The 25,500-nt window shown below is 66.7% G+C and carries 17 protein-coding genes and 2 pseudogenes; 13 read left to right on the plus strand and 6 right to left on the minus strand.

What is annotated here, in order from left to right; translation table 11 throughout:
- Window positions 1-59 precede the first annotated feature (59 nt).
- From GKC29_RS18410 to GKC29_RS18425, 4 genes are all read left to right on the plus strand, one after another.
- The gene (locus tag GKC29_RS18410; RefSeq protein ID WP_230688691.1) at window positions 60-1,970 is read left to right on the plus strand and encodes an N-6 DNA methylase; all 1,911 of its coding nucleotides are present in this window, start codon (window positions 60-62) and stop codon (window positions 1,968-1,970) included.
- Between the two features lie 124 nt (window positions 1,971-2,094).
- On the plus strand, window positions 2,095-3,174 hold the full coding sequence (locus GKC29_RS18415) for a serine/threonine-protein kinase (protein ID WP_230688692.1): 1,080 nt from the start codon (window positions 2,095-2,097) through the stop codon (window positions 3,172-3,174).
- 13 nt (window positions 3,175-3,187) lie between these two features.
- Complete coding sequence (locus GKC29_RS18420) at window positions 3,188-5,989, plus strand: helicase-related protein (protein WP_155332005.1); 2,802 nt, start codon at window positions 3,188-3,190, stop codon at window positions 5,987-5,989.
- Complete coding sequence (locus GKC29_RS18425) at window positions 5,986-10,905, plus strand: class I SAM-dependent DNA methyltransferase (RefSeq protein ID WP_155332006.1); 4,920 nt, start codon at window positions 5,986-5,988, stop codon at window positions 10,903-10,905. The genes GKC29_RS18420 and GKC29_RS18425 overlap by 4 nt, the downstream gene beginning before the upstream one ends.
- A 970-nt stretch (window positions 10,906-11,875) precedes the next feature.
- Here the strand turns inward: GKC29_RS18425 and GKC29_RS18430 are convergent.
- Together GKC29_RS18430 and GKC29_RS18435 are read right to left on the minus strand one after the other, a co-directional pair.
- Window positions 11,876-12,073 (minus strand): DUF397 domain-containing protein, encoded by a 198-nt coding sequence (locus tag GKC29_RS18430; protein ID WP_155332007.1) that lies wholly within the window; start codon window positions 12,071-12,073, stop codon window positions 11,876-11,878.
- Window positions 12,066-12,947, minus strand: a complete 882-nt coding sequence (locus tag GKC29_RS18435) for a helix-turn-helix transcriptional regulator (protein WP_155332008.1) — start codon at window positions 12,945-12,947, stop codon at window positions 12,066-12,068. Before GKC29_RS18435 ends, GKC29_RS18430 begins: the two co-directional genes overlap by 8 nt.
- A gap of 572 nt (window positions 12,948-13,519) precedes the next feature.
- Here GKC29_RS18435 and GKC29_RS18440 point away from each other — a divergent pair.
- Window positions 13,520-13,809, plus strand: a pseudogene (locus tag GKC29_RS18440) (DivIVA domain-containing protein).
- A pseudogene (locus GKC29_RS18445) lies at window positions 13,806-14,057 on the plus strand (hypothetical protein). Before GKC29_RS18440 ends, GKC29_RS18445 begins: the two co-directional pseudogenes overlap by 4 nt.
- A gap of 193 nt (window positions 14,058-14,250) precedes the next feature.
- Here the strand turns inward: GKC29_RS18445 and GKC29_RS18450 are convergent.
- Window positions 14,251-14,814 (minus strand): hypothetical protein, encoded by a 564-nt coding sequence (locus GKC29_RS18450; protein WP_155332009.1) that lies wholly within the window; start codon window positions 14,812-14,814, stop codon window positions 14,251-14,253.
- A 372-nt stretch (window positions 14,815-15,186) separates the two neighbouring features.
- On the opposite strand from GKC29_RS18450, the gene GKC29_RS18455 reads away from it, so the two are divergent.
- A complete protein-coding gene (locus GKC29_RS18455) occupies window positions 15,187-15,753 on the plus strand; it encodes a hypothetical protein (RefSeq protein ID WP_155332010.1) in 567 nt (188 codons plus the stop codon).
- A gap of 21 nt (window positions 15,754-15,774) precedes the next feature.
- Here GKC29_RS18455 and GKC29_RS29610 read toward each other — a convergent pair whose 3' ends face one another.
- On the minus strand, window positions 15,775-16,107 hold the full coding sequence (locus GKC29_RS29610) for a Scr1 family TA system antitoxin-like transcriptional regulator (RefSeq protein WP_196255651.1): 333 nt from the start codon (window positions 16,105-16,107) through the stop codon (window positions 15,775-15,777).
- Window positions 16,108-16,116: 9 nt separating this feature from the next.
- Between GKC29_RS29610 and GKC29_RS18465 the strand changes: the two genes are divergently transcribed.
- The 4 genes from GKC29_RS18465 (at window position 16,117) to GKC29_RS18480 (ending at window position 18,637) form a co-directional block, all read left to right on the plus strand.
- The gene (locus GKC29_RS18465) at window positions 16,117-17,214 is read left to right on the plus strand and encodes a hypothetical protein (protein ID WP_155332011.1); all 1,098 of its coding nucleotides are present in this window, start codon (window positions 16,117-16,119) and stop codon (window positions 17,212-17,214) included.
- A gap of 6 nt (window positions 17,215-17,220) precedes the next feature.
- Window positions 17,221-17,553: a hypothetical protein gene (locus GKC29_RS18470; RefSeq protein WP_155332012.1), complete on the plus strand. Its 333-nt coding sequence runs from the start codon at window positions 17,221-17,223 to the stop codon at window positions 17,551-17,553.
- 53 nt (window positions 17,554-17,606) lie between these two features.
- Entirely contained in the window at window positions 17,607-17,831 is a 225-nt protein-coding gene (locus tag GKC29_RS18475; protein WP_230688693.1) for a hypothetical protein, read from the plus strand.
- A 500-nt stretch (window positions 17,832-18,331) separates the two neighbouring features.
- Window positions 18,332-18,637 (plus strand): hypothetical protein, encoded by a 306-nt coding sequence (locus GKC29_RS18480; protein ID WP_155332014.1) that lies wholly within the window; start codon window positions 18,332-18,334, stop codon window positions 18,635-18,637.
- Between the two features lie 172 nt (window positions 18,638-18,809).
- Here the strand turns inward: GKC29_RS18480 and GKC29_RS18485 are convergent, their stop codons facing one another.
- A complete protein-coding gene (locus GKC29_RS18485; RefSeq protein WP_155332015.1) occupies window positions 18,810-21,338 on the minus strand; it encodes a DUF262 domain-containing protein in 2,529 nt (842 codons plus the stop codon).
- A 282-nt stretch (window positions 21,339-21,620) separates the two neighbouring features.
- Here GKC29_RS18485 and GKC29_RS18490 point away from each other — a divergent pair, with 282 nt between their 5' ends.
- Together GKC29_RS18490 and GKC29_RS18495 are read left to right on the plus strand one after the other, a co-directional pair.
- Window positions 21,621-22,625 carry a hypothetical protein gene (locus tag GKC29_RS18490; RefSeq protein ID WP_230688694.1) on the plus strand — a complete coding sequence of 335 codons (1,005 nt, stop codon included), beginning with the start codon at window positions 21,621-21,623 and terminating at the stop codon, window positions 22,623-22,625.
- 2 nt (window positions 22,626-22,627) lie between these two features.
- Entirely contained in the window at window positions 22,628-23,518 is an 891-nt protein-coding gene (locus GKC29_RS18495; protein ID WP_155332017.1) for a 1-aminocyclopropane-1-carboxylate deaminase/D-cysteine desulfhydrase, read from the plus strand.
- Here GKC29_RS18495 and GKC29_RS18500 read toward each other — a convergent pair.
- Window positions 23,515-25,500, minus strand: coding sequence for a pentapeptide repeat-containing protein (locus GKC29_RS18500; protein ID WP_155332018.1), 1,986 nt, complete (start codon window positions 25,498-25,500; stop codon window positions 23,515-23,517). The two genes, GKC29_RS18495 and GKC29_RS18500, sit on opposite strands and share 4 nt — an antisense overlap.

The raw sequence follows: 25,500 nt of genomic DNA on the forward strand, positions 1-25,500 counted from the left end.
CCGTGAACACTGTCAACAAGCATAATGCTTGACATGTGTGACACACTGCGGAGGTGCAGGTGAACCCGACTATCACGGCGGCGGAGATCGCCCGGCTCGCCGGGGTCGGCCGCGCCGCCGTCAGCAACTGGCGCAAACGCCACCCGGACTTCCCGAGCCCGGTCGGCGGCACGGCGGCCAGCCCCGAGTTCGACCTCGGCGAGGTCGAGACGTGGCTACGCGAGCAGGGCAAACTTCCCGAGCTGTCCCGCGCCGAGCGGCTCTGGCGGCACCTCGCCGCGGTCACCGAGAGCCCAGCGGCGGCGCTCGCCGGCGTTGGCGCCCAGCTCCTCAGTCGACAGCGCGGCGGGAAACGCCCCAGCGGTGTGGCGATCGACCCGGCCGTGAAGCCGCTGCTGCCGGACGTCGACGCCCTCGCCGACGAGCTCACGCCACCGGCCGCCTTCGACGAGCTGTGGCAACGCTTCTCCGCGCCCGCCCCCGGCCGCCCCTGGGCCACCCCGGACGAGCTGGCCGACCTCATGGTCCGGCTCACCGCCGCCGAGGGCGGCACCATCTTCGACCCGGCCGCCGGCTCCGGCGCCACCCTGCGGGCCGCGGTCCGCGCCGGCTGCACCGAGGCGTACGGGCAGGAGCTCGACCAGGACCTCGCCACCCTCGCCGGGCTGTGGCTCGCGCTACGTGAGGTCCCCGGCGAGGTCCGCCCCGGTGATTCGTTACGCGCCGACGCCTTCCCCGGCCGCACCTTCGACGCAGCCGTCTGCCACCCGCCGTTCGGCGTCACCACCTGGGGGCACGAGGAACTCAGCTACGACCCACGCTGGCAGTACGGCGGCGTGCCACCACGTACCGAACCGGAGCTGGCCTGGGCGCAGCACTGCCTGGCACACCTGAACGCCGGCGGACACGCCGTACTCCTCATGCCACCCACCGCGGCGGGCCGCCGCACCGGCCGGCGGATCCGCGCCGAACTGCTGCGCCGCGGCGCACTTCGCGCCGTCATCGCGCTGCCCAGCGGGGTGGCCGCGCCGCACGGCGTACCCCTGCATCTGTGGGTGCTGCGGCGCCCCGCCCCGGACGCACCGCCACCGGCGCGGACCCTGCTGGTCGACGCGGCCGACGGCGACCTCGCGGAGCTGGCCCCGCGGATCCTCGCCACCTGGCAGGCCTTCACCGCCGCACCCGACGCGGACGTCGAGGAGGCCGGCTTCGCCCGCGCGGTCCCCGTCATCGAGCTGCTCGACGAGGAGGTCGACCTCACGCCCGCGCGCCGCCAGCCCGCCGGCGGGGGCGAGCGGACGGGGGAGCAGATGGTGCGCACGAGAGAGCGGCTCGCCGCCGTCGTGCGGGACCTGCCGGCGCTGATCCCGCAGGTCGCGCCCACGCCCGACGGGGCGGCGTCACCGGCCGTGCCGGTCGCCGAGCTGGCCCGGATGGGGGCGTTGCAACTGATCGGGCCGGTACGGGCGGCCCGCGACAGCGATGGTCAGTCGGAGCTTCCGGTGCTGCACGCGCGAGACGTCATCGAGGGGACCGCGCCGTCATCACGAGGCGACCGGCCGGCGGGGGAGCCGATCCAGCTCGCACCGGGGGACGTCGTCGTGCCGGTGGTCGCCCGCCGCATCACCGCTCGCGTTATCACCGACGAGAAGGCGGTGCTCGGGGCGAACATGTACCTGCTGCGGCCCAACCCGGCCGCGCTGGACCCGTGGTTCCTGGCCGGGCAGCTGCGCAACACGGCAAACGAGAAGCAGGCGTCGAGCCTGTCCGGCACGCTGCGGTTCGACATCCGGCGGGCGCTGGTACGGCGACTGCCGCTGGAGGAGCAGCGGGCGCACGGGGAGGCGTTCCGGCGCCTCGATGCGTTCGAGTCGGCAATCCGACAGGCCGCCGTGTTGGGTGCTGAGCTGGTGCAGCTCACCGCCGATGGCCTGGCCCAGGGCAGTCTGCGCCCGCAAGACGGAGCATGAAACTTGCGGTGCGGAAGAACCGCCGTTCGGCTGCTGGCATCGTGATCGTCCAACGTTGTACGGTCATGCGTCCGCCGGGCGTGGGGCCGGCGGCGGGCGCATCGGTGCAGGTGAGTGTCACTGCGTGGGGGGTCTGATGGCGCTGGAGAAGGTCGGCGGGTACGAGGTGCTCCGGCCGCTCGGCTCGGGCGGCATGGGGACGGTGTACTTCGCGGTCTCGCCCACCGCCGACCGGGTCGCGCTCAAGGTGATCAAGCAGGAGCTTCTCGGAGCGCCGACCGTGCGGGAGCGGTTCGCCGCCGAGGTGGAGAGCCTCAAGCTGGTGTTCGGGTCCCGGGTGGCGCGTCTGGAAGACGCCGACACCACGGGTGAGCCGGCCTGGCTGGCAGTCGAATATGTGCCCGGTGCGACGCTGCGCCAGCACGTCGACGCCAAGGGTCCGCTCTCTCTACCGATGGCCGCGATGGTCGGGGCCATGCTCGCCGACGGCCTGGCCAAGGTGCACCAGGTCGGGCTCCTGCACCGCGACCTCAAGCCGCAGAACATCATCCTCGGCCCGGACGGCCCGAAGCTGATCGACTTCGGCTTGGCGGTGCTGATCGATCGCGAGCATTACCTGACCGAAGCCGGAGCGCTCGTCGGCACGCCCGCCTACATGTCGCCGGAGCAGGTCCGGGGGGAGCGGGAGCTGACCGCCGCCGTCGACATCTACGGCCTTGCCGCGGCGCTGGTCTTCGCCCTCACCGGGCACGGTCTCTATCCGCCGACGAACTCCTGGAACCTGCTGCTGCGGATCACCGAGCCGAGCGACCTGCCGGACCTCTCCGGCGTGCCGGCCGAGCTGGTGCAGTTGCTGGGCGCGATGCTGGCGTTCGACCCGACCGCCCGGCCCGGGCTCGGCGATGTCCAGACCCGGCTGCTGGCGGTCGCCACCGCCAGCAGCGGCAAGACCGTCCACGACCTGCGCCAGGAGGTCGCCGCTCTTACCTACGACGGCGACACCGAGCTGTTGGTCCCGCCGGATCTGGATGATCCGAAGCAGGACCCGGAAGACCTGCCCGTCGTCGAGGAGGAGAGCACCGCAGAGGTGCCCGAGACGACGCCAACGAAGGTCGACTCCGAGCGGCCTACCAGCCCGCGCGCCGACGTGAAGTGGCTGGTCGACAAGGTTCGCCGCCAGTACGCCCGCCGCTCGACCCTGTAGGAAGGCACCACCGATGACCACCTCCCAGGACGCCACCTTCGCCCCGGGCTCCCGCATCGTCGTCCGGGACGAGGAGTGGCTGGTCCGCAGCGTCAAGACCGGCACCGCGGACGGCGCCATGATCAAGGCCGTCGGCGTCTCCGAGTTCGTGCAGGACGTCGAGGCCACCTTCTTCACCGACCTGGAAGACATCCAGGCGATGCGCCCCGAGGACACTGTCCTGGTCCGGGACACCTCGTCGCGCTTCCGGCAGAGCCGGCTGTTCCTGGAGGCCGTGCTGCGGCGTACCCCGCTGCCGCGCACCGAGCGCGGTCTTGCCCTGGTCGACCGGTTTCTGCTCGACCCGCTGACCTACCAGCAGCGCCCGGTCGAGCTGGCGCTGTCCGGGCTGCGGCCGCGGATCCTGCTCGCCGACGTGGTCGGCCTGGGCAAGACCCTGGAGATCGGGCTGATCCTCGCCGAGCTGATCCGCCGGGGCCGGGGCGACCGCATCCTGGTCGTCTCGCCGCAGCAGGTCCTCGAACAGTTCCAGCGGGAACTCTGGACCCGGTTCGCCATCCCCCTCGTCCGGCTCGACTCGACCGGCATCCAGCGCATCCAGCAGGAGATCCCCGCCGGGCGGAACCCGTTCACCTACTTCAAGCGGGCCATCATCTCGGTCGACACCCTGAAGGACGCCGGCCAGTTCGGCCACCACCTCGACGCGACCACCTGGGACGTCGTCGTCATCGACGAGTCCCACAACCTCATCAACAAGGGCACAAAGCGCAACGAGTTGGCCCGCCGGCTCGCCGCGAAGACCGACGCGCTGCTGCTGGCCAGCGCCACCCCCCACAACGGCAACCGGGAGTCCTTCGCCCAGCTGATCTCGCTGCTCGACCCGGCGGCCATCGCCAACGAGAAGGAGTACGAGGCCAAGGACATCGCCCACCTCTACCTGCGCCGCACGAAGATCAGCCCCGAGGTGCGCGACCAGATGGGCGACCGCTGGGCCGACCGCGGCCCGTCCAAGGCGGTGCACTGCGCGGCCAGTCACCTTGAGGAGCAGATCTTCGACGAGCTGACCGACGTGTGGCTGGCCGGCAAGTGGAGCGACGAGGCGATCACCGGCCAGCACCGGCTCTTCCCGTACACGCTGTTGAAGTCCTTCCTCTCCTCCCACCGCGCACTGCACGAGACCGTGAAGACCCGGCAGAAGAAGGCCACTGGCACCGAGCGTGCGGCGCTGGACCGGCTCGCGGAGCTGACCTCGGCGATGACCGACCGGGACTCCAGCAAGCTCCAAACCCTCATTGAAGAGCTGAAGAAGATCGGTGTCGGCAAGGGCAGCGACACCCGGGCGGTGGTCTTCTCCGAACGGGTGCCGACCATCAAGTGGCTCGCCGAAGTCGTGCCCGGCCTGCTCGGCCTCAAGCCGAACGCCGTCCGGGTGCTGCACGGTGGTGTCGCCGACCAGGACGAGCAGCGGATCCTGCAGGAGTTCGAGCTGGCCGGCAGCGAGGTGCGGCTGCTCTTCACCGGCGACGTCGCCTCTGAGGGCGTCAACCTGCACCAGCAGTGCCACCACCTGATCCACTACGACATCCCGTGGAGCCTGATCCGCATCGAGCAGCGCAACGGCCGTATCGACCGGTACGGGCAGAAGCACCAGCCGCAGTTCCGCGCGCTGATCCTCACCTCCGACCGCGAGGACGCGAAGGACGACCGCACGGTCTCCGAGAAGCTGCTCAAGCGGGAGGAGAACGCCCACCGCAGCCTCGGCAGCGTCGAGGCCGCTACCGGACTGTACGACGCCAAGGCCGAGGAGGACCGGCTGGTCCGCGACCTGCTCGCCGGCAGGACCGTGGACGAGTCCTACGAGGCCGCCCATGCCGAGATCGACGTGATGGCCGACCTCTTCGGCGAGGTCGGCACCGCACCCGTCGCCGCCGACGTCGCGCAGGCCCGGGTGCCGAAGCTGTTCGATTCCACCCGCGAATTCGTCGACGCCGCCCTGCATGAGATCTACGACGACCGGCCCGAGGACCACATCGACCTGCGCCGCGAGGACGAACTGCTGACCTTCCTCGCCCCTGACGACCTGGTGCACCGGCTCACCGACCTGCCCCGCACCTACCTGCGCGCCCACCGCGAGGGCGAGGACCTGCGCCTGAAGGTCACCTTCGACCGCAAGCTCGCGCAGCGGAAGCTCGACCAGGCCCGGCAGAGCAAGACTCCGATGTGGCCGGAGATCGCGTTCCTCAGCGACGTGCACCCGATAGTCGACTGGCTGGTCGACAAGGTGCTCATCCGGCTGGGCCGCCAGCAGGCCCCGGTCCTCACCGCCGACGTGACCGCCCCGGTCTTCCTGATCCAGGGCGTCTACGCCAATCGCCTCGGCCAACCCACCGTGGTCCAGTGGATGGCCGTCTCCGGCCTGCCCGCGTCGCCGGAGATCCGGCCCATGGACGAGGTCCTCCGCGAAGCCAACGTCGGCCCGACGATGGTCAACCGCGCGGACGCTGTGGCGCTCGAACCGCTCACGCAACTCCTGCCGCAGGCCGTCGATGCCGCCCGCCAGTACCTGGAGGGCAAGCGCGACGAGTGGGCCGAGGCCAACGCCGAGCCGCTACGGAGATACCGCGAGCAGCTCACCCACTTCCAGCAGGCCAGCCTCTTCGACGAGCTATCGGGTGCGCACCGCGAGAAGCGCCGCCAGCGCGTAGACGCGACCGTCCAGGAGCAGAAGGACCTGCTCGACCGCTTGGAAACCGCCGGCGACCCGCTGCTGCGAGTGCTCGCCGTCCTCGTCCCGTCCCCGGAGAGTGCAGCATGAGTTTCGAGTCGCTGACCAACCGCGGCGAGTACCTCTCCGCGCACTACCTGGCCGAGATCCTGCCCACCACCCTCAAGGTCGGCCTGCTCAAGCAGTGGGCGGAGACCGAGAAGTCCGGTGGGCAGACGCCGCGTACCGGACTGCGCGGCCTCCGGCGACCCTACTTCGAGCGCAAGACCGAGCTGGCAGACGACGAGTTCTTCGATCCGGAGCGGCTGCGCAAGCTGCACCAGGAGGTGCTGAAAGCGCTCGGCTTCGAGCCGCAGCCGCAGACCATCACCGTCGAGCGGGCCGGCCACGAGCAGGAGATCAAGGTCGCCCACGCCGAGCTGGACAGCGCACACGGCATCGTCGCGCTCGACTGCGGCTGGGCCGTCGACACCGAAGCCGCCCAGGATCCGGACGGCGCCGGCCGGCTGCTCGACCCGGTCACCCTGCCCGGCAACGAGACCATCGAGACCGGCGCGAAACTCGCCTCCTGGCTCTTCGCCGCCGATAGCCCGCCCCGCTACGTGCTCATCCTCAGCGGCGGCGTGGTCACCCTCGCCGACCGGGCCGCCTGGGGCGAGGGTCGCTACCTGGCCGTCAGCCTCGACACCGCGTACGCCCGCAACGACGACAAGGAGTACGACGTCGTCGCCGCCCTCTTCGGGGCCGACTCGCTGCGCCCGCCCGCCGAGGGCGGCACCGAACCCCTCGCCGACCTGGTCGCCGGCTCCCGCCAGCACGCCGTCGGCGTATCCAGCGAACTCCGCGAGGGCCTCAAGGTCTCCGTCGAACTCATCGCCAACGAGGTCCTCGACCGGATCCGCCAGGCCGGCTACCAGCCGCAGCAGGTGATGGAGCTCGACGAGCTGGCCAAGGAACTCGGCCGGGAGGCACTGCGCTACCTGTACCGGATCCTCTTCCTGCTCTACGCCGAGGCCCGCCCCGAGCTGGGCGTACTCCCGGTCAACGACCCGCAGTACGTCGAGGGCTACAGCCTCGCCCGCATCGGCGACCTGGTCGCCCGCCGGCTCGCCCCCTCCGCCGAGGGCGGCTTCCACCTGTACGAGTCGCTGGACCTGCTGTTCCGCATGGTCAACGAGGGCCACCGGCCGCGCGGCGGCGCGGAGATCGAGGAGAAGGCGAGCGAGTCCGAGGGCCTGCGCTTCGAGCCGATGAAGTCCGATCTGTTCCTGCCGGAGAAGACCAAGCTCATCGGCGAGGACATGATTCCGCGCCCTGGCAGCGACCCCGACGATCCAGACGGCCCGAAGATCGACACCCGGCTGCGCAACAAGGTCCTCTACGAGGTGCTGCGCCGGCTGATGCTCACCAAGGGCGGCAGGAAGCGCCGCGGCGGCTTCATCTCGTACGCCCAGCTCGGCATCAACCAGCTCGGCGCGGTCTACGAGGGCCTGATGTCGTACACCGGTTTTGTCGCCACTGAGCAGCTCTACGAGGTCGCCAAGGGCGGTGACCCGAAGGACGGCTCGTGGATGATCCCGGCCTCCAAGGCCGACGAGTACGACGACAGCCTCTTCGTCTACAAGGAGGACCCGTACACGGGCGTGCGCAGCCGGGTCAGCTACACCCCCGGCGCGTTCGTCTACCGGCTCGCCGGCCGGGACCGGCAGACCAGCGCCTCCTACTACACCCCGCAGTCGCTGACCGAGGTCACCGTCCAGCTCGCCCTGAAGTACCGCCTCGACCAGGACGGCACCACCACACCGGCCCGGGAGCTGCTGGACTGGACGATCTGCGAGCCGGCGCTCGGCTCCGGCGCGTTCCTCAACGAGGCGATCAACCAGGTCGCCGCCGAGTACCTGCGCCGCCGCGCCCACGAGCTGAAGATCGATCTGGACCCGGAGCAGTACCACCTCGAACTCCAGCGGGTGAAGGCGTACATCGCGCTGCACAACAGCTACGGCGTCGACCTCAACCGCACCGCCGTCGAACTGGCCGAGGTGTCGCTCTGGCTCAACGTCATGCACGCCGGCCTGCAAGCGCCCTGGTTCGGCCTGCACCTGCAACGCGGCAACTCGCTCATCGGCTGCGGCCGCAAGACCTACGACCCGAAGCAACTCGCCGACAAGTCCTGGCTGACCACCGCCCCGGCGGAGAAGCCGTTCCGGGACGGGCCGATCGACGAGGGCACCATCCACCACTTCCTGCTCCCCGCCGACGGCTGGGGCGCGGTCGCGGGGGAAAAGGAGGCCCGCGAGCTGGCGCCGGCCGAGACCGCCAAGCTCAAAGCCTGGCGTACGGCCATGAAGCGGGTGCCGTCCGCCAAGGGGAAGAACTCGCAGGTCAAACGGTTGCAGGCGCTCGCCGGGCGGGTCGAGTTCCTGTGGGGGCTGGTGCAGCAGCGGCTCGCCATCTCCGAGCGGGAGATCCGCCGCGACATCGCTGTATGGGGCGCCGACGACCTGCCGCCGGTGACCGGGGCGGTGCCCCGGGAGAAGATCCTCGCCGACCTGACCGCGCCCGGCACGCCGTACTGGCGGCTCAAGACCCTGATGGACGTCTGGTGCGCGCTGTGGTTCTGGCCGCTGGACAAGGTCGGCCTGCTCGACGGCTCAGACCCGGCGGCGTACCCGACCGCGCCCGTCCAGGTGTCGCACGTCAAGGACGTTCCGGAGTATGAGGAGCAGGTGGTCTACGAGACGCCGGACATCTTCGGCAACGTGGAGCCGCGGCAGATGGCCCTGCCGACCAAGGCGACCGGCACCCGGCGGATGACCGTTGCCGAACAGCTCCGCAAGCAGGTCCCGCTGACCAACCTGGACGACTGGCTGACGTTCGCGGAGGCGCTGATCGGGCGCAGCGACGTGGACGAGAACACCGAACGCTTCTACGGCCGCAAGCTCGACAGCCTGGCCGAGATAAGCGACTTTGAGCAGAAGCTCGACGGCGTGATCGGGGTGGACTCGCCGTGGATGCTGGCCGACCGCTTCCCCTGGTTGCTCGCTGCCGAGCGGATCGCCGAGCAACAGGGCTTCTTCCACTGGGAACTGACGTTCGCCCAGGCGTTCGCGAAGGGCGGCTTCGACCTCCAGGTCGGCAACCCTCCTTGGGTGCGTCCGGACTGGAAAGAAGACGAAGTTCTAGCGGAATACGATCCGTGGTTCCGGCTTGAAGAACGGGCTCCAGTGGAGCAATGGCGGCTCCGCAAGAATGAGTTACTCAAGTCGTTCTTGGTCGAGTCAGCGTTCTTGTCGGAACTCGTTTCGAACGCTGCAACGGCAGAGGTGCTTGCGCACGTTTCCGTCTATCCATTGCTTGCCGGAACTCGCCCAAATCTTTATCGTGCGATGATGTGTCAGGTTTGGGCACATCTCGGTTTGGGCGGCATCGCCGGCTTGGTGCATCCCGATACACACCTAGCGGGCGCGAAGGAAGCAGCACTGCGTGAAGTCTCATATCGTCATTTGCGGGTCCATGCCGGCTTCGTCAACGGCGCCAACTGGGCCTTCGCCGACGCAAATAGAAACGTTGAGTTTGGACTGCACATTTATGGTGAACAAAAGCCTATCGGGTTTAGTCACCTGAGCAGACTCTATACAGCCTCAGTCTTGGTCGAATCGCTTGAGCATTCGGGCGACGGGCCGATGCCCAGCCAGCGCTACCGCGGATCGTGGGACAACCGGCCGCACAGGGCCCGTGTTGTGCATGTTGATGAGGAGACCTTGAGAGTTTGGCAGCGTCTACGGGGGACTGGCACGAACGAGCCGCCCTGCCGCGCGCCTCTTCTCCAGCCGATCACGGTCGCGGAGGAGAGAGCCATCACCGCGTTGTCGCTGGTCAACCAGCGAATGGGGGATGATAGCTACTTTATTAGTCGGGGTTACGATGAGGCGAACGCCAAAAAGGAAGGGTTGATTTACTGGGCACCAGGGACGCCCAATTGCCTTGCTGGCCTCGTAGTTCAAGGCCCCCACTTCGGTATCGCAACTCCGTTCGCCAAGCAGCCCAAGGTTCCCTACAGGAACAACCACGACTGGGACTTGCTTAGTCTGTCTGTAATGCCGAGGGACTTCGTTCCTGCGGCGAATTACGCGCTGACTCCTGACGAATTTGAGAGCCGGGCGGGCCAGGATTTGTGGAATGGCAAACGTTATACGGACTACTACCGTCTGGCGTGGCGCCGCATGATCGCCTTCAACATGGAGAGATCGCTATTCGCGTCCCTACTTCCGCCCGGCCCAACGCACGTTCACGCGGTGCAAAGCCTGGCATTTGACACCAACAAGTCCACGGCATTGGCTAGCGGCTTCTTTGCGGCACTGCCGCTCGATTACCTGCTTCGCATAACTGGCAGAGCGGACCTTACGGCATTGGACTGCCGGTCGATGCCTATGCCTCATGGTGATCATCCTCTGGCCTCTAGCCTTCTGCTAAGAACGCTCCGGCTTAATTGCATGACAAATGCCTACGGAGATTTGTGGAGCGAACTCTTCGATCCGGACTGGGTTCAGGAGCGATGGGTGTGTGGCCGATCGGATGGGCGATCTCTCGGGGATGTTGGGCCCGTGTGGGAAGATGAGACGCCCTTTCGAGCGGAGTGTGAACGGCGGCGGGCCCTAGTAGAGATTGACGCTCTTGTGGCGGTCTGGCTTGGGATTGGCTTAGAAGAGCTACTTGCAATGCTTCGTTCCCGATATTTTACCCTGATCGAGCGAGAAGATCAGACGTGGTTCGACGGCACTGGGCGGAAAATCGCAGCTGACTCCTACACATTCGGTTTTGGCCAGGAGAAACGGCATTATGAGCAACTAATGGCGCACCTGGTAGATCCTGGCCGGAATCCGGTACCTGATGGGTATACGGCGCCGTTCTACAAGGCGGATCGGGAGAACGAGTACACGCAGGCGCATGCCGTGTTCAGCAAACGGCTTCAGGATGCAATCGACGCGGGCTGGGAGCCGTCATAGCGCGCACCTCTTCGAGATTGGCAGAATTGGTGAACGACAAGGGCATCGATCTGGGCGGCTGGCTCGTATCGCTGCTGATCTTGATGGCACTGGTTGGATGTCTGACTATAGTGCGGGCCGTTGGCGGAGAGTTCTTGATCGGTTCCAACAGTAACATCACAAATTGGGTAGTCCTGTCAACCGATCCAATTGTTGCCATCCTATAATGGCAGCATCTAGCGAACTGTGAGTGGCGGCCAGGGAATCGGGCATGGAAATCTTAAAGGTGCCAAGGGATTCTATTAGATAGTGCCATGCGTTTGATCCATGATGGGCAGCCTCGTATAGGGCTATCTCCACCCATGCATCCCGGTGGTCGAGTATGATTCGGCCGGCGTCTGGTGTCGGATGCCCTCCTGCCTCACAGTGATGGCCGTAGTCGGTGTTCGGGAAGCGCTTATCGGCCCGTCCACGTATCTTCCCTGGCTGCCATTTCGCTAGGCGTTGCTGCTTCGTTGACGTAAGCCAATCAATAGCATCACTAGGGTCATTTCCTACGGCCCAAGCCAGATACTCTACTTCGACCAGTTGGCGCACGAGTGCAGCAGCGCCATATGCCCAGCGGCCGGAAGCGAGCGCGACGACACCTGATACTAACTCGCAGCCAATCGCTCCGACTAGACCGGCGGCGACCATACATGGAGCCTGGTCGGCTGTGCTGCTCGGCCCAGTGGCAAACCTCCTCGCCTCCGAGCCGAATGTCGCCATACTCATTGCCAGATGCGCGCAGACTTCTCGTCTCGCCCGTCGGGCATACTCGTCGCTCAGAGCCTCAGACCACTCCGTCATCCGCCCAGGGTACTTATAGAGGCTCTTCGAAGTTGAGCGGGGTTGAGGCATCCGCAGGTCCGTCGGGCTTGACGCTGGGGTTTGGCCCGGCGGGGAGAGTTCATTCCGAGCGTCCCTGGATGCGCTGTCTTTGGGTTACGTCTCAGCCCTCGGCTGTGGTTACTTGGATGAAGGTGGTCCAGGCGGTGCGGGAGAAGGTGAGGGTCGGCCCGGCCAGGTCCTTGCTGTCGCGTACAGCGACGATGCCGGGGAGGTTGTCGGCTACCTCGATGCAGTTACCGTTGTTGTCGCCGCTGCGGGTGCTCTTGCGCCACCGAGCGCCGAGCAGGTCGTCAGCCATGATGGACCTCTTCCTTGATCTTGCTGATCGTCCTTCTCGATTGTTCCTTATCAAGTGCGAGGCTGAGAAGGCTCGCCCAGACCTTCTCGTAGACCGCGAACTCATGAGGCCTGTCGAGGTAGAGCGCCCCGGTGACCGATTCGCTGTAGACGACGGACGGATCGGGGGTCACCCGGTTGCCGAGCGGGAAGTCCAGCATGACGAAGGCACCGGCCAGCGCGCCGTAGTGGACACCGGCGGACAGCGGCAGGATGCGGATCGACACGTTGGGCAGGATCGTGCGCTCAAGGAGCCGATCACACTGCTCAGCCATCACCGCCGAACCGCCGACGCAACGGAGCAGCACCGCCTCCGAAAGCACCCACTCCAGTCTGGGTGCTTTCGGAAGGCGTCGAACCAGGATCTCCTGCCGTCGCCGGCGTACCTCGAGAACCTCTTCTAACTCATCGGGCGGCATGTTCGGACGGTTCTGGTAGACGCCTCGCGTGTAGCCCGGAGTCTGGAGAAGCCCAGGGACCAAGGTGTCGTCGTGTTCACGTAGACGGGACGCGGCGGATTCGAGGCCGACGTACAGCTCGAACCAGTCTGGGATGGCGTCGCCGTAGGAGTGCCACCAGCCCTTGGCCTTGGTCTCGTTGGCGAGGGCGACGAGGGCGGTGGTCAGCTCGGGGGTGGCGGCGTACAGCTCGCACATGGCCTTGACGTCGACGGCGCGGGTAGGGCCGAGGCCGGTCTCGATGCGCCACATCTTCTGGCGGCTGCACTGCATGGCCTCGGCCGCACCGTCGAGGGTCATGCGGGCTTCGGTGCGCAGGTCGCGTAGTGCTCGCCCGAGCTGTCGCCTGGGGACTGTCGAGCCCATGTCGTCGGCCATCGGCCACCCCTCTCGTGTTGCGTTTTGTTACATCCGGACGCCATCGGTGAAACGTGGAACGGTTGCCTAAGAATTTGTTGCCTCGCGCTTCGTTCTGACAAAGCGACTTACGCGTCTGACCATACAAGACGCCCCCGACAACGGTCATCATCACGCAATTCCCATGGGCGGCTACTGGCGTGCGCCGGCGCACAATGAATCGACATGCGCGCTCGTGTCTGCCGAGGTCAGCGCGGTGGCGGCGAACCTCATGAGGGTGCTTGCCTCTTCCATTGCGCAACACTGCCGGGCCTTCCCGTGGAACGTCCTGCGGCTCCGGGAAAGAAAAGCGACGCAGGTCAGGGAAATCGTGGCGGCAGATGTTGCTCGTCCACCGGAAACTGTCCCAGGATGACCAGTGCGGCGGCCGAGGTGACCCCCGGATCGGCCGCCGCACTCTCCAGGCAACCCTTCGCCGACCAGCCCGGATGCCGTACCGCTGAGCGAAGCTGCGGTGTTCGGGCGGGGTGGGTCCGTCCGTGCGGGGAGGGGGGGTGGACCCACCCCATCCACGAGCAGGAAGGCAGGCACCGATGAGCGTCCGCAACCAGAGGCCGTTCCCCGAGGGCGTTGGGACGACGTACCGCTCCCGCGCGTACCCCAGTCTGCTGCCGTGGCAGGTGCGTGAGCGCCGCTTCCCACACGCCCGGCTCGGACGCCGCGGCCTCAACCCCGATGAGGTGTACGCCTTCCTCGACCCCGGGTCGCCGTCGACATGGCCGCCGTCTACGACGCGCTGGCGCAGAGCCGGCGGGAGACTCTGCGGATCAAGGTCGCGCTGCGTCGGTGGCAGTCCGAGCAGGCCGAGGGCGGCCGCCGGTGAGCGGACGGTATGTGATCCACCTGCCCGTCGTCGCCGCCGACCTGCCGGCCGCGCAGCGCCTGGCCCGGGTCGTCGGCCGGTGGATCACCGTGCTGCCGATGATGGACCCGGGGTAGATGACCGTCTCCGAGGAGGACAAGCAGTTCCTCCGGCACCGGGTCTTCTGCGACGCGCGGATGCCGGGCGGTCGGCGCTGTGTGCTCCGCGACGGCCACGACGGCGAGTGCTCCCGCCGCCTGCGCCGCTGACGCAGCCTCGGACGGCCGGGCTGGATCTGACCGGGCAGGCGGTGCCGGACGGGGACGTGCCGGGGCGGTTCCGGCGGCCGGTGGTCGAGCACGTCGTACCCGAATTGCGGGAAACCTCGCGCTGCGACGGCGCGCGCATCTACGAACGGCCGGTCGAGGCCGTGCTGCCGGAGGAGCTCTTCGTCACGCCCGCTCAGGCGGGCGTGGTCTCCACGCCGAATCCGGCTGCGTACGTCTGCCGGGCGGATTGCAGAAAGGCGAGTCGGTTCTCGCGCGCGCGATCCCAGGCGGTGGCGAGGCCAGGTGGCCATCGCTGGCCGCGGTACCGCTTGTCGATCATCTCCGAGTAGGTGCCGACCGCGTCAAGCAGATCCTGCGCACGATGCGCCGTCGGCTCGGGCCCAGCCAGCTGCACGGTCGCGTTCGCGGTGACCAGCTCGTTCCACTCGGCCACATACTGCCGGTACTGATCCGTCGGTCGTTCCTCGGTGGACACTAGGTCGAGCAGCTCTTCGAGCTCTCGGGCTTGATCAAGGAAGCTGTCTACCCGGCTGAGAAACACGATGTAGGCCGCGTTCCGCGCGTCAGCGAGCTGGCTGCGCCGGGCTTGTTCGGCGTCTGCGACCTCATTGACGCGAGCCTGTTCGGCATGGGCGCGTTGGACGCGGGAACTCAGGTACCCCACGCCGAACGTGGCGCCGCCTCCGACGAGGGCACCCAGCAGGCCGAAAAGGCCTGTCGCGATCTCCGGCGTCACGGGTGGCAGTAAACCATAGATGCCCGGAAATTTCGCCCGCCCCGGCCCGACCTGTAGGCGCGTGCACGTCGGCGCTTCGGCTGCGGGCGAACGGTGATGAGGCATGACAGCGCAGGCATCGTCAAAAGCAAATATCCGACAGTCTTAATCTCTGCGTGACGAGATGATGACGCTATGCCTCGATGTCGTGCTCGGCGTACGAACAACAGGCTCTGCAAGAGGCGGGTGAAGGAGCCTGGAACGCGCTGCCGCCACCATGTCGGGATGCCGGAGGCGGGTCCGCGGCACCCCAAGGATCGAAGAGCCCCTCGACGATCGACGTCTTCGCGCCCCCGGGCTGCTCGGCGAGGCACTTCACGAGGCGGAGGCGGTATGACGGCGACGCAGGAGCGCCGCCGTCAAGAGCGCGTCGAGAAGGCCGCCGAGTACTGCGTCGCGGTCCTCAACGAAGGGTGGACCGCCGTCGTCTCCGAGCGCGCCGCCGAGTATGTAACCGAGGAAACCTGGGACAAGTTGTTCAACCGTCGGCGGCGGAGGCGATGCAAGCGTCTGGCGCAGATGGCGGCGGCGATCCTGACCGGTAAGAAGATGCTGCACGACTTGGTTGGCGCCATCGCGGCCTGGCTCGCCGCACTCCTCGGCGGAGACCGGATCGTGCAGACCTTTGCCCGCCAACTCGCGTCGAACATTCCGCTGCCCCCGGACGCCAAGATGGTGGCTGCGGCGCGGGGCCTGCAGGTGACCGGGGTGCTGTTGTGCCTGGTCAACGGCGATGACCTGACCAGATGTCAGTGCTTCATCGACCTCGCTCTGGAGGAAGCCAAGACCCAGGTCAAGAAGATCCTCCTCGCCGCCATGGAGGACTGGATTGCGCTGGCACAGTTCCCGGCCAAACCCGCGGTGGCGGCGCAGGGCGCGTACGGAAGCTCCGGTCGCTGATGTATGGACGTACCTGTTTGGTCAACTGTCGAGAGCACCGGCGGCCAGCGGCAGCACCCGGATCGAGACGTTGGGCAGTTTGGCCAGCTCGAGGAGGTGGTTGAGCTGTTCGACCATTGCCGCCCGTCCGCCGATGTTGCGGAGCAGCCGCGCAAATCCCGTAATCGGTAATGGCGTGCTGAGGGGAAGGGTGCCACCCGCCTGCTCGATCGCAATCTGCGTCGGCGACCGATGAGGGTGAGGAGGACCAGCGACTGCCCAGCCACTGTTGGACTCGTTACATGCCGTCACCGGACGTTGCCTCCCCATGATCGCTGTCCCTACCCTGCTGATTGATGGCAGCCGAACGATCAACGGGGGATCATGAGCGGCTTCTACGTCGACCCTGCCGGCATGGACGGCCTGTACAACCTCCTTCATCGCGCGTCGGGTGATGCCAAGGACGTGCTGGGTTACACGACCCGTCACTGCGACCTGAGCTTCGACCAGCAGGGCCTGCTGTTCCTGTTGGCCGGCCCGCACCGCGAGGCGTACCGGCAGATGACTCACGGGCTGGAACGACTCGCCACCCTGACCCAGACGGCGGCCACCCAGGTCAACCTCGCCCAGCGCGAGTACGCCACGGCCGACGCGACGGCCGCAGCGCGCCTGGACGCGAGCTACCCGGGCGCCTCGGACGCGGCCCGCCTCCGCGGCACTCTCACCACCGGCCGGCCGGACCTGTGGCCGGCGGTTGCCCGCGCGCCCTTCGCTGACGTCGCCGAGCCCGCCGCCCGGCTCGTGCCGCCGAACTACGCGACCGGCATCGAGATGTTCAAAATCAACCCGCTCGCCGACCTGGTCAGCCCGGCGGCCTGGGTGCGACAGGTCAGCGTGTGGCTGTTCGGGCACGACCCGTTCGAGGGCTGGGGCCAAGCCTTCAGCGGCGACTGGGACTCCTACATCTACTGCGCCGCCGCCTGGCGCATCATCGGCAACGCCCTGGACGACATCGGACGCAACCTCATCGCGGGCACCGCCGATGTGCCCACCGTCTGGCGAGGCAACGCGGCCGAAGCCGAACAGGAATACCAACTCACCCTCGGCAGTGCCACCTGCGCGCTGCACCCGCTCTGCGACCAGTACGGCACCCTCTACAGCCAGGCGGCAGAGGCGGCCAAACACCTGTACTCAGTGGTCACCGGGCTGATCGGCAAGCTCATCGACGTACTCATCATCATTAACGCCGCCGCAGCGGTCGGCACCGCCACCATCGAAACCGGCGTCGGAGCCGTCGCCGGCTACGGCGTCGCCGCCTACTACGCCTGGCAGGCGTACGACCTGTACAACGAAATCTCCACCTTCTACGGCAACGCCGAAGCCACCTTCAAAGCCATCGCCGGCTCCATCGCCATGGTCAAAGCGGGCATGGCCGTCGCCGCACTGCCCGACCTCAAGCCCTACACCCACCCCGGCCAGTAGGACACCATGACCGACGACATCACCCGCGAACCCCTCGCCCGCGCGGTCCTCGCCACCCTCGCGCGCACCCGCGGCCCCAACGACCCGCTCGGCTCACTGGCCCGTACCGTGCTCGGCGGAGAAGCCGACCTTCGCACTGCAGTGTCCATGTCCTGGCACGGCGCCGCACTCGACGCCGCCTTCACCGAAGCGCTGGCCCAGCGTGACACTCTGTCGCCTGAGCAGCGGGGCGAATTCGAACGCCAGGCCCAGCAGTTACGCGGCATCGACGACCAGGAGCTACTCGACGTGGAAGACCAGTCAGACGGATCGACCGGCACCAGGGAGAGCCAGGAATGAACGCGTGGACGCGGTGGAAGATCGCCATCCCCCTCACCGGACTAAGCCTGCTCATGCTCGTCCCGGCCGTCTTCGGAGCATGGGCCTGGTGGTCCACCAACGGGCCGGTCTACCGGACGCTGACGGTCGCCATCTGCCTCGTCGTCGCCGCCTGCGTCGGACTGTCCCTGTCCATCGGCATCAGACCCACCCGGGACGTCCCCTGGCTCCGCATCGGACTCGTCGCCGCCGGCATCCTCGCCACCTGCGGACTCGCCATCGCCCGTAACGCGGTGTGAGCCGAAAGTCTGCCGATCCCGTCGAGGTTAGTGAGCGATGCCAGAACCCACGTTATCTGGGCCGCTCGGGAAGGAGCAGGTTAGAGACGGATCGCTTGGAGTTCGTTCTGGCCAAAACCAGCCGCCCTCGTCGCAGGCGGCCAACATGTCCGGCGCCAGGATTTCGGTCGGCCGCGGCCTGGGGCTCAGAGCTTGATTGCCTGCGTGCTAGACGGAGTGGCTGCTCGACTGGAACGACTTCACGCCGCCCTGGAGATGGAGCTGCGGGCGAGTGCGTGTTGATGTTGGCCGGTAGGGTGCCCCGCATGAATCGCAGTCGTCACCTCATCGCGGGCGTCGCCGTCGCAGCGGTCCTCCTGACGGGCTGCGGCAGCGATGACCCGCCGGCCGCAGCACCTACCACCGCCACACCGAGCACCACTGAGCCGGCCTCACCCAGCACGTCCCCGACTCCGTTCCTGAGCCCGTCAGCCAGCTCGTCGCCGTCGCACAATCCGACCTTGCCCATCGTCATGACCGACGAGGGTGGCAACTGTGTCAGCGCGAGCCGCTGCGGCTACTACGTGGCCGGGGCCAGCTGCAAGAACGTGGAGTGGTGCAAGAAGTCGGACCTGGTCGAGCCGGGCCGGTGGGCCACAGACGGCGGGTCCGGGCCGTCGGACTGCATGTGGGGGCTGTCGAAGCCACCGGAGTACGGCCTCGACGACGGTGGCTACGCCAACAGCTACACCGAAGTGCAGGTCACCAAGGGTGCCATCTTCAGCACCCGCAACTGCGCCAGCGGCTGGAAATGGCTTCACCCCTGACCCGCAGGGGAAGTGCCCCCGCTAGCTGCCGCGGGGGCACTTCGGTCTGAGGCAACCGGGCCAACGCTGGTGTCCGGACCGCCGCTACAGTAGCGCTCACTCGCGAGCCGGGGCGCCTCGTCAGATCACCCTGATCCGACCCGAACTGTGGCCGATTGAACGACTCAGGACACTAAACCGTGAGCTGCTCATCTGTTCCCTCGGACAGATGCGCTTGCTCGTAGAACCACTGCAGGTGCTCCACAAGGGCCGCAGCGGCGGTGCTGTCGGCGAGGACGGTCAGTGGGAAGCCGGGGCGCAGAGCGAGCTTGGCGGCGGCGATGCTCACGCCCGGGAGCTGGTTCAGTCGTTGCCGGAACTGCTCCCGCAGCGCGACATCGTCGAATGGCAAGCGACTGGCCAGGTGTTGGAAGACAACCTCGACCTTTCCGCTGGGGTAGAGCGTCATTGGCCAGATGTCGCCGTCGCGGTGGCCGCGCTCGCGGGCCATGAGGAAGCAGGACGTCTCCGCTCCGCCGCCGTGGAGAAGTGTGCCTCCCATCTCGCTCCATCGGTCGAGCAGCGTCAGCGTTGCCTCGGCGACGGCCTTGTCCTGTAGCACTCCAAGCTGCTCGGCGAAGCGGTCGGCGCGGGACTGCCCCTCACCGGGTCGTGGCCGGGGCAGCCGCCGGGGCACCTCGTCGGGCGCCAGTCCGGTCAGTTGCGCCAGCTCGTCGAGGTCGATGCGCTGGGTCTGGTCGGCGCGGCCGTGCTGGTCAAACAAGACCCCTTCGGCCCGCAGCACCGCGACCGGGTCGTCCGTGCGCCCGTCGGGCCACCGGAAACCGGCGGCTATTGTTCCCTCAGCCTGCAACACTCGGTGGGCGTTGGGCACCGGGACGGTGCGCAGGCGATTGCCGACCGGCTGGGGCGCATTGCCGATTAGGGCGGCGAGATCCCCGTAGGTGGTCCAGGACCCGGCCGGCAGAGCGGCGAGTGCCGCCTCCATGAGGTCCCATCGCACCTCGGACTGATCGACCGCCTGCGCGGTGGGGCCCGGCCATTGATTGATGATCCGTTCGGCGAGGGCGTCGGCGCGGTCGTAGATCTGCGGCCGTCCCCAGCGTTCGCAGGCGACGATGTCCCGAGTAAGACGCAGGCCGCTCTTGGCGAGCTGAACCCGCTTGACCGCGAACGGGCTGTTGCCCAGCTCCACGTTATACCCGGTCAGGGTGAGGTTGCCCAAGGTGTGTTTCAGGGCGTCATGCACCTCGACGACATTCTCGTGTGGTTTGAGGTCTGCGGCGAGCATGCGCTGCCACTCTGGGCTCATGCTCTGCGGCAGCACGTGCTCGATGGTCAACTTCGCCAGCGAGACCGGCTCCTTGCTGTCGTACGACTCCTCGAGCCAGCGCAGCACCAGCGTGCGCTGCGACGCCCGCCCGTTGGTGTAGAACGGCAGCGACCGGACAGCGTGGCGTACGTCAGCGTCCGTCGCGTAGTACTTACGGCCGGCTGAGAGGTAGGCGTGTACCGCCTGGTCGACCGGCAGATCCTTGTCCATCTCGGTGACGATGGACAGCAGATTGCGGTTGATGTTTGCGGTGGCGCGGCCGATCAGCAGCCGCCGGACGAGGAAACTCTCGACGTAACGCATCGCGGACGCCACCTGCACACTGGTCGCGGTCCCCAGGCTGCGCCGATCCAGCAGGTGTAGCAGGACGGGGTAGACGGTAGTGGTGCCCCAGGCGTGCAACCGTTCCAGCCGGAACCGTACGTCCGGGTCCTGCTCCTTCTCGGGATGCAGGATGACCTCCAGCAGCGCGCCGAGGCGGGCGAACCGGCGCACCTCGGCCTCGATCTCGTCCTCTGTGCCCAGCCGGTCGAGCCGCGCCTGCTGCCGCGCGTACGTGTCGCCCTGCGTGATTCGCGCGTCCCTGTGTACCAGGTCCAGCCAGAACAGGGTTTCCATTTCGACCGAGCTGAGCCGCTTCTGCAACGGCAGCCAGTGCGCGTCGTAGACGGCTTTGCTGCGGTTCGGCAGGCGCATGAACAGGTAGTTGCGCAGCAGGTCGGCCTGGGTGAGCTTGAGGCCGGTGTTGTTCAGCGACTCGAAGATTCGGTAGACGTTGTCGTCGGCATGCGCAATGACCGAGACCACCGCCAACCCGAAGATCACGGCTTCTTCCAGGCGCTGCACCTGCGCCGCGACGGCCGGTTCCGCCAGCCGGTCTCGGAAGAACTGGTAGGCGGCGCCGACCTCGCCCCCGCCGGCTTGCACCGAGGAGTCCACACAGGCCAGGTACGCGTCGAGGTCGGCCTGGGTGGGGACGAGCTTCAACCGCCGCGCGGGCGTCCACTTGTTGATTAGATACTGGTCGGTGAGACGGTCACGGTGCTCGTCGCCTTCGTTGGCCACCCGGTGATCCCGGATCGCGCACAGCAGGATGGAGAGGGTTGTCAACCGCTGCTGGCCGTCGACCACCAGGAACTCGACGACGCCGGCGGGACCGTTGTCGGGACTGGGCGCCAGCACCAGCGAGCCGATGAAATGGGTCGTCTTCGGGTTCTCGGCCCGGTCTTCGGCGAGCCGGACGATGTCCTCCCAGAGGCGTTCCAGTTGATGGTCCTGCCAGGAGTACGTGCGCTGGTAGAGAGGCACCTGGTATTGCTTCGTACCTTCGAGCAGGCCTTGCAGGGTGGTCTCTGCCGCTGCGACCATCGGAAAGCTGTCACCTCATCCGTACCGGCACGTGATCAGAAGACGGATCGCAAAGGGTAGTACAACCTTCACCGCGCGAGAAGCGCGGCTGGCTGCTTGTTCGCTCGCCTCAGCCGAAATGTTCGCTGCAGCTGGCCGGTCCGGCACCACCACCCAGCCAGGTCGCCGTACTTCGCCAAGCTCAGGATCGTCACTCTGCGTGGCTTTCGGGATCAGGATTACCGATGTGGTGCAGGCCGTAGTGGCCGCACAAGCAGGTAAGCTCCTGTTCGGACGGTGTACGTGCCGAAGATCGATGGAGCCCGGATGGTGTCGAGGCGGGTCTTCCTGAGACTGGTCTTCACATTGGGCGGCGGGCTGATGACCGGTTTTCCCGAGGAGTTCGATTCGATCGACGCCGAAGTTGTCGACCTTCTCCGAGACCGTACGCAACGTTTGCGGCTGAGTGCGACGGAGATCGTCCACCCGCTCATCCCTTCCCTGGAGTCGCACGGAGAGTTGCTGGCCCGCGTGTTCGCGACCGCACCCGCGGCCTACCGGCACGAGGTCGGTCGGATGGCCTCCGAGGTGGCCTGGCTCGCGGCGAACGCCCATTCCGACAACGGCGACGATCGGCAGAGCCTCGATTGGGGTAAGCGGGCGGCGCGGCTGGCCCGTGATGTGCGTGACCACGACCTTCGGGCGCATGCCCTGACCCGTGTCAGCCGCACGTTCCTCTCGTTGAAGGAGCCAACGCGCGCGGTGATCACGCTGAGGAAGGTCGACGCGGCGAAGCTCTCGCATTACGGACGTGCCCGACTCGAGGTCCACCGCGCCCTGGCCCTTGCTCGTGACGGGGGAGAGTGCGACCGCAAGCACGCAGCACTAGCGCTGAAGTCGCTGGATGTGGCCCGCGAAGCGCTGATGCTGGGCAGGACGACGAATGCCCGACCAGACTGGGTTTGGTGGCAGCATGATGAGGGCTTCGTCAAGACCTGGGAGTCGGAAGTCCTCCGGTCGCTGGTGATGCCGCACCTCGCCGTGCCGGCCTTTCATGCGGCTGTGGTAACTGCCGCCCACGAAGATGTCCGGGAGTTGCCCTTCCTCCGCGCCGGTCTCGCCGAGGTGTTGGGTCAAGGTGGTCACGTTGACGCGGCGGCCGATGAGGCGGTGCGTGCGGTGCTGCTCGTCCGTGCGGTCGATGCCGAAGCGGCTCTTGGTCGAATCCGGGGCCTGTACCGGTTGCTGGCCACCCGTGCGCCGAACAATCGCCATGTACGTTCGCTGCGCGAAGCTTTACGCTCGTGACCATGCAGGAGCCGCAGACGCCTACACCGCTGCACGAGGTTGCCGATCCCGTCCTCGCCTCGGCCGGCATCACCCTCCTGATGAAACGCGACGATCTCATCCACCCCTCGATTCCCGGCAACAAGTGGCGCAAACTCAAGCATAATCTTGGTGCCGCTCGCGAGTCGGGCGCGGATACCATTCTCACCTTCGGTGGCGCCTATTCGAACCACATCTATGCCGCAGCGTCTGCGGGTAAGCTGTTCGGATTCAAGGCGATCGGCGTCATCCGGGGAGAGGAGCATCTGCCTCTGAATGACGTACTGCGGCATGCCGTGGGATGCGGCATGGAGCTGGACTACCTCGATCGGGACACGTATCGACGTAAGTACGACGCGGACGTGCTGACCTACCTTCGAGACCGTCACGGCGCCTTCTACCTGCTACCCGAGGGTGGGACGAACTGCCATGCCGTACGCGGGTGTGCGGAAATCATCGACGAGATTGACGTGCCGTTCGACTACATCTGCTGTCCCATGGGTACCGGTGGCACCCTGACCGGGCTGATCGCCGGCCTTGCAGGAAGAGCACACGCACTCGGCTTCAGCTCACTCAAGGGCGCGACCTTCCTAGAGGGGGACGTCCGCTCGCTGCTCTCCAACTGCGGGGTCGTGGACCAAGGGAACTGGACGGTCATGCTCGGCTACCACTTCGGCGGCTTCGCGAAGCGGAAACCCGAGCTCTTGGAGTTCATCGAGAAGTTCGGCGTGACCCACGGGATAGGGCTGGATTTCGTTTACACTGGCAAGATGATGTACGGCTTGTTCGACCTTACCCGTAAGGGATTCTTCCAGCGCGGAAGCCGAATCATCGTCGTCCACACCGGCGGTGTGGACGCCAGTCGGACGGACTAGCGTTTCACCCGGTTGCGGACCGCAAGCACGGCCAGACCCAGCAGAATTGGTCCCAGCGTCTTGATGGTCAGCCGCAGTGTGACGCCGGTGGTCGTCAGTTTCACATTTCGGTCGGGATTGAACAGCAACGAGTCGAGCGCGAAAAGCTGCCCTTTCACATGGTCAGGTTGTGCCTTCGGTGGGCGTCCGGCGAAACCGTGGTGAGTGAACAGCACGCCGTGGGTGCCCACCACGAACAGGAGGGCGAGGACTGCACGCCAGGCTCGCATCCCATATCCGGAGATGAGCCAGTAACAGGTCAGGATGAAGCGATCTACCCGAGATGTCGTCGGGTCCTTTCGCCTCATCTCCATCTCGCCGTAGTAGAAGTCCGCAGCGCCCGGCTCGTTCTTGGCGTCCTCATACGACTTGCGCAGGGCGCGGTACGCGTTCGATATCCGGTCGGCGGACAACGACTCGGGTTCATGGTCCGTGAGTTCGCCGAGCCATGGGGGAGGCTGAGTGGCTGCGGTCGTCCACCGACGTCGCACGAACCTTGGAGTGCGAGCACCGGCGGCGCGCCAGAGGCACTCCTCGGCGATTACGCGTCTCCTGGTCCAGAACAGAAGGATCGGCACTTTTTTCGAGCCGACGGTCACGGTCGGGGAAACGGGCGACAGGCTGAAGGCATGCGGACTCTCGATCTTCAGCTTGTCGAGGTTGTAGGCACCCGCGAAGAGACAAGCGGAGGCGTCGAGATCCAAGATGGTGACGTTCGCGACATCCACCCGCCTGAGCGAAACCACCCGGGCTTCTTGTCGTGAATCATCGCCTGGGGCGATCGCTGCCAGGGTCGTGGGTCCAGCGAAGATCGACCCGTCAAAGGCCATGTCGGCCCCGGAGGCGTAGATCACCGCGCCGTCCAGGAAACGCGCGCCGATCGACACGAGACGATCAGCCGAAACCTGCAAGCGGGTGCGACGCTCAAAGGTGGCACGGTTCAGCACCAGCGACGGACCGGCGTCCATGGGGCCGAATTGCGTGGAGGCGGAGAACTCCGCGCCGGTGAACCAGATCCCGCTGGCGAAGACCGCATCCTCGGTGTAGCACTGCTCCCCGAATGACGTGCTGTCGAACATCGCCCGGCCGGCGCATCTCATGCCTTCCAGCCAGATCGATCCCGAGAACGTGGCCTCGTCGAAGTGGACGTCGGCGCCAAATGAAGCTCGGCTGAACTTTGCTTCTCGCGCGAAGGAGCAGCGTTCGAAGGAGGCGTCCTGGCCGAACAGGGCTTCCGTGAACAGCAGCACCCCACCGAAGGTGGTGCCGGCGAAGCTGGCGCGACGATTGAACTTGCACCCTTCGAACGACGAATCATGCTCGATCGAGGAGCCCTCAAGCGTGGAACTTCCGTCGATTACGGTCGAGTTGAACCACGCAAGGCGGCGGAAGGTCGTGCCGGCCATGGACAGGTTGCCGTTCACTCTTATCCGCTCGAACCAGGACGTCTGCCGGAACTCGGCCCCGTCGAAGCTGGCCGAACTGCGGAATCGCGCGCCGGCGAACCGGGCGTCCTCGGTGAACGTGGCCCGGTCAAATGTCGCCCGCTTGTAGAACCGTGCCCGAGCGAACCGCGCCGGTCCGTCGAACAGCGCCTCGTCGAAGCGTGCGGATGCCCGGAAGATCGCTCCGTCGAAGTTCGCCTCACCGGTGAACCGACAGTGCGAAAAGTCGGAATCATCCAAAAAAACCGCACCATTTGCGATGAACTGCTCAAAGACCGCCTCGCGGCCTGCTGTCAGTTCCCTGAGGAGGCGTCGGTCTACCCGAGTGCCGCGAATGTCGCACCACGCACCCGCTTTTACGGCCTCGACGAAGGACGCGACGGCGGCGGGACCGGCGTGCGCGGCGCACTCATCGACGCCTGCTATGCGAATACCGCGACAGCGCGGTCGTACGCACTGGTGCCAGGATGCTTCCTTCGCGGTGTCGATGCCGGGCAA

The sequence above is a fragment of the Micromonospora sp. WMMC415 genome (assembly GCF_009707425.1).
Lineage (GTDB): Bacteria > Actinomycetota > Actinomycetes > Mycobacteriales > Micromonosporaceae > Micromonospora.

What these genes read in the sequence shown, in the direction of transcription:
- GKC29_RS18420 (WP_155332005.1), top strand. Translation starts at nt 3,188, where the DNA reads ATGACCACCTCCCAGGACGCCACCTTCGCCCCGGGCTCCCGCATCGTC.
- GKC29_RS18475 (WP_230688693.1), top strand. Translation starts at nt 17,607, where the DNA reads ATGCTCGTCCCGGCCGTCTTCGGAGCATGGGCCTGGTGGTCCACCAAC.
- GKC29_RS18485 (WP_155332015.1), bottom strand. Translation starts at nt 21,338, where the DNA reads ATGGTCGCAGCGGCAGAGACCACCCTGCAAGGCCTGCTCGAAGGTACG.
- GKC29_RS18435 (WP_155332008.1), bottom strand. Translation starts at nt 12,947, where the DNA reads ATGGCCGACGACATGGGCTCGACAGTCCCCAGGCGACAGCTCGGGCGA.
- GKC29_RS18455 (WP_155332010.1), top strand. Translation starts at nt 15,187, where the DNA reads ATGACGGCGACGCAGGAGCGCCGCCGTCAAGAGCGCGTCGAGAAGGCC.
- GKC29_RS18425 (WP_155332006.1), top strand. Translation starts at nt 5,986, where the DNA reads ATGAGTTTCGAGTCGCTGACCAACCGCGGCGAGTACCTCTCCGCGCAC.
- GKC29_RS18465 (WP_155332011.1), top strand. Translation starts at nt 16,117, where the DNA reads ATGAGCGGCTTCTACGTCGACCCTGCCGGCATGGACGGCCTGTACAAC.
- GKC29_RS18430 (WP_155332007.1), bottom strand. Translation starts at nt 12,073, where the DNA reads ATGGCTGACGACCTGCTCGGCGCTCGGTGGCGCAAGAGCACCCGCAGC.
- GKC29_RS18495 (WP_155332017.1), top strand. Translation starts at nt 22,628, where the DNA reads ATGCAGGAGCCGCAGACGCCTACACCGCTGCACGAGGTTGCCGATCCC.
- GKC29_RS18470 (WP_155332012.1), top strand. Translation starts at nt 17,221, where the DNA reads ATGACCGACGACATCACCCGCGAACCCCTCGCCCGCGCGGTCCTCGCC.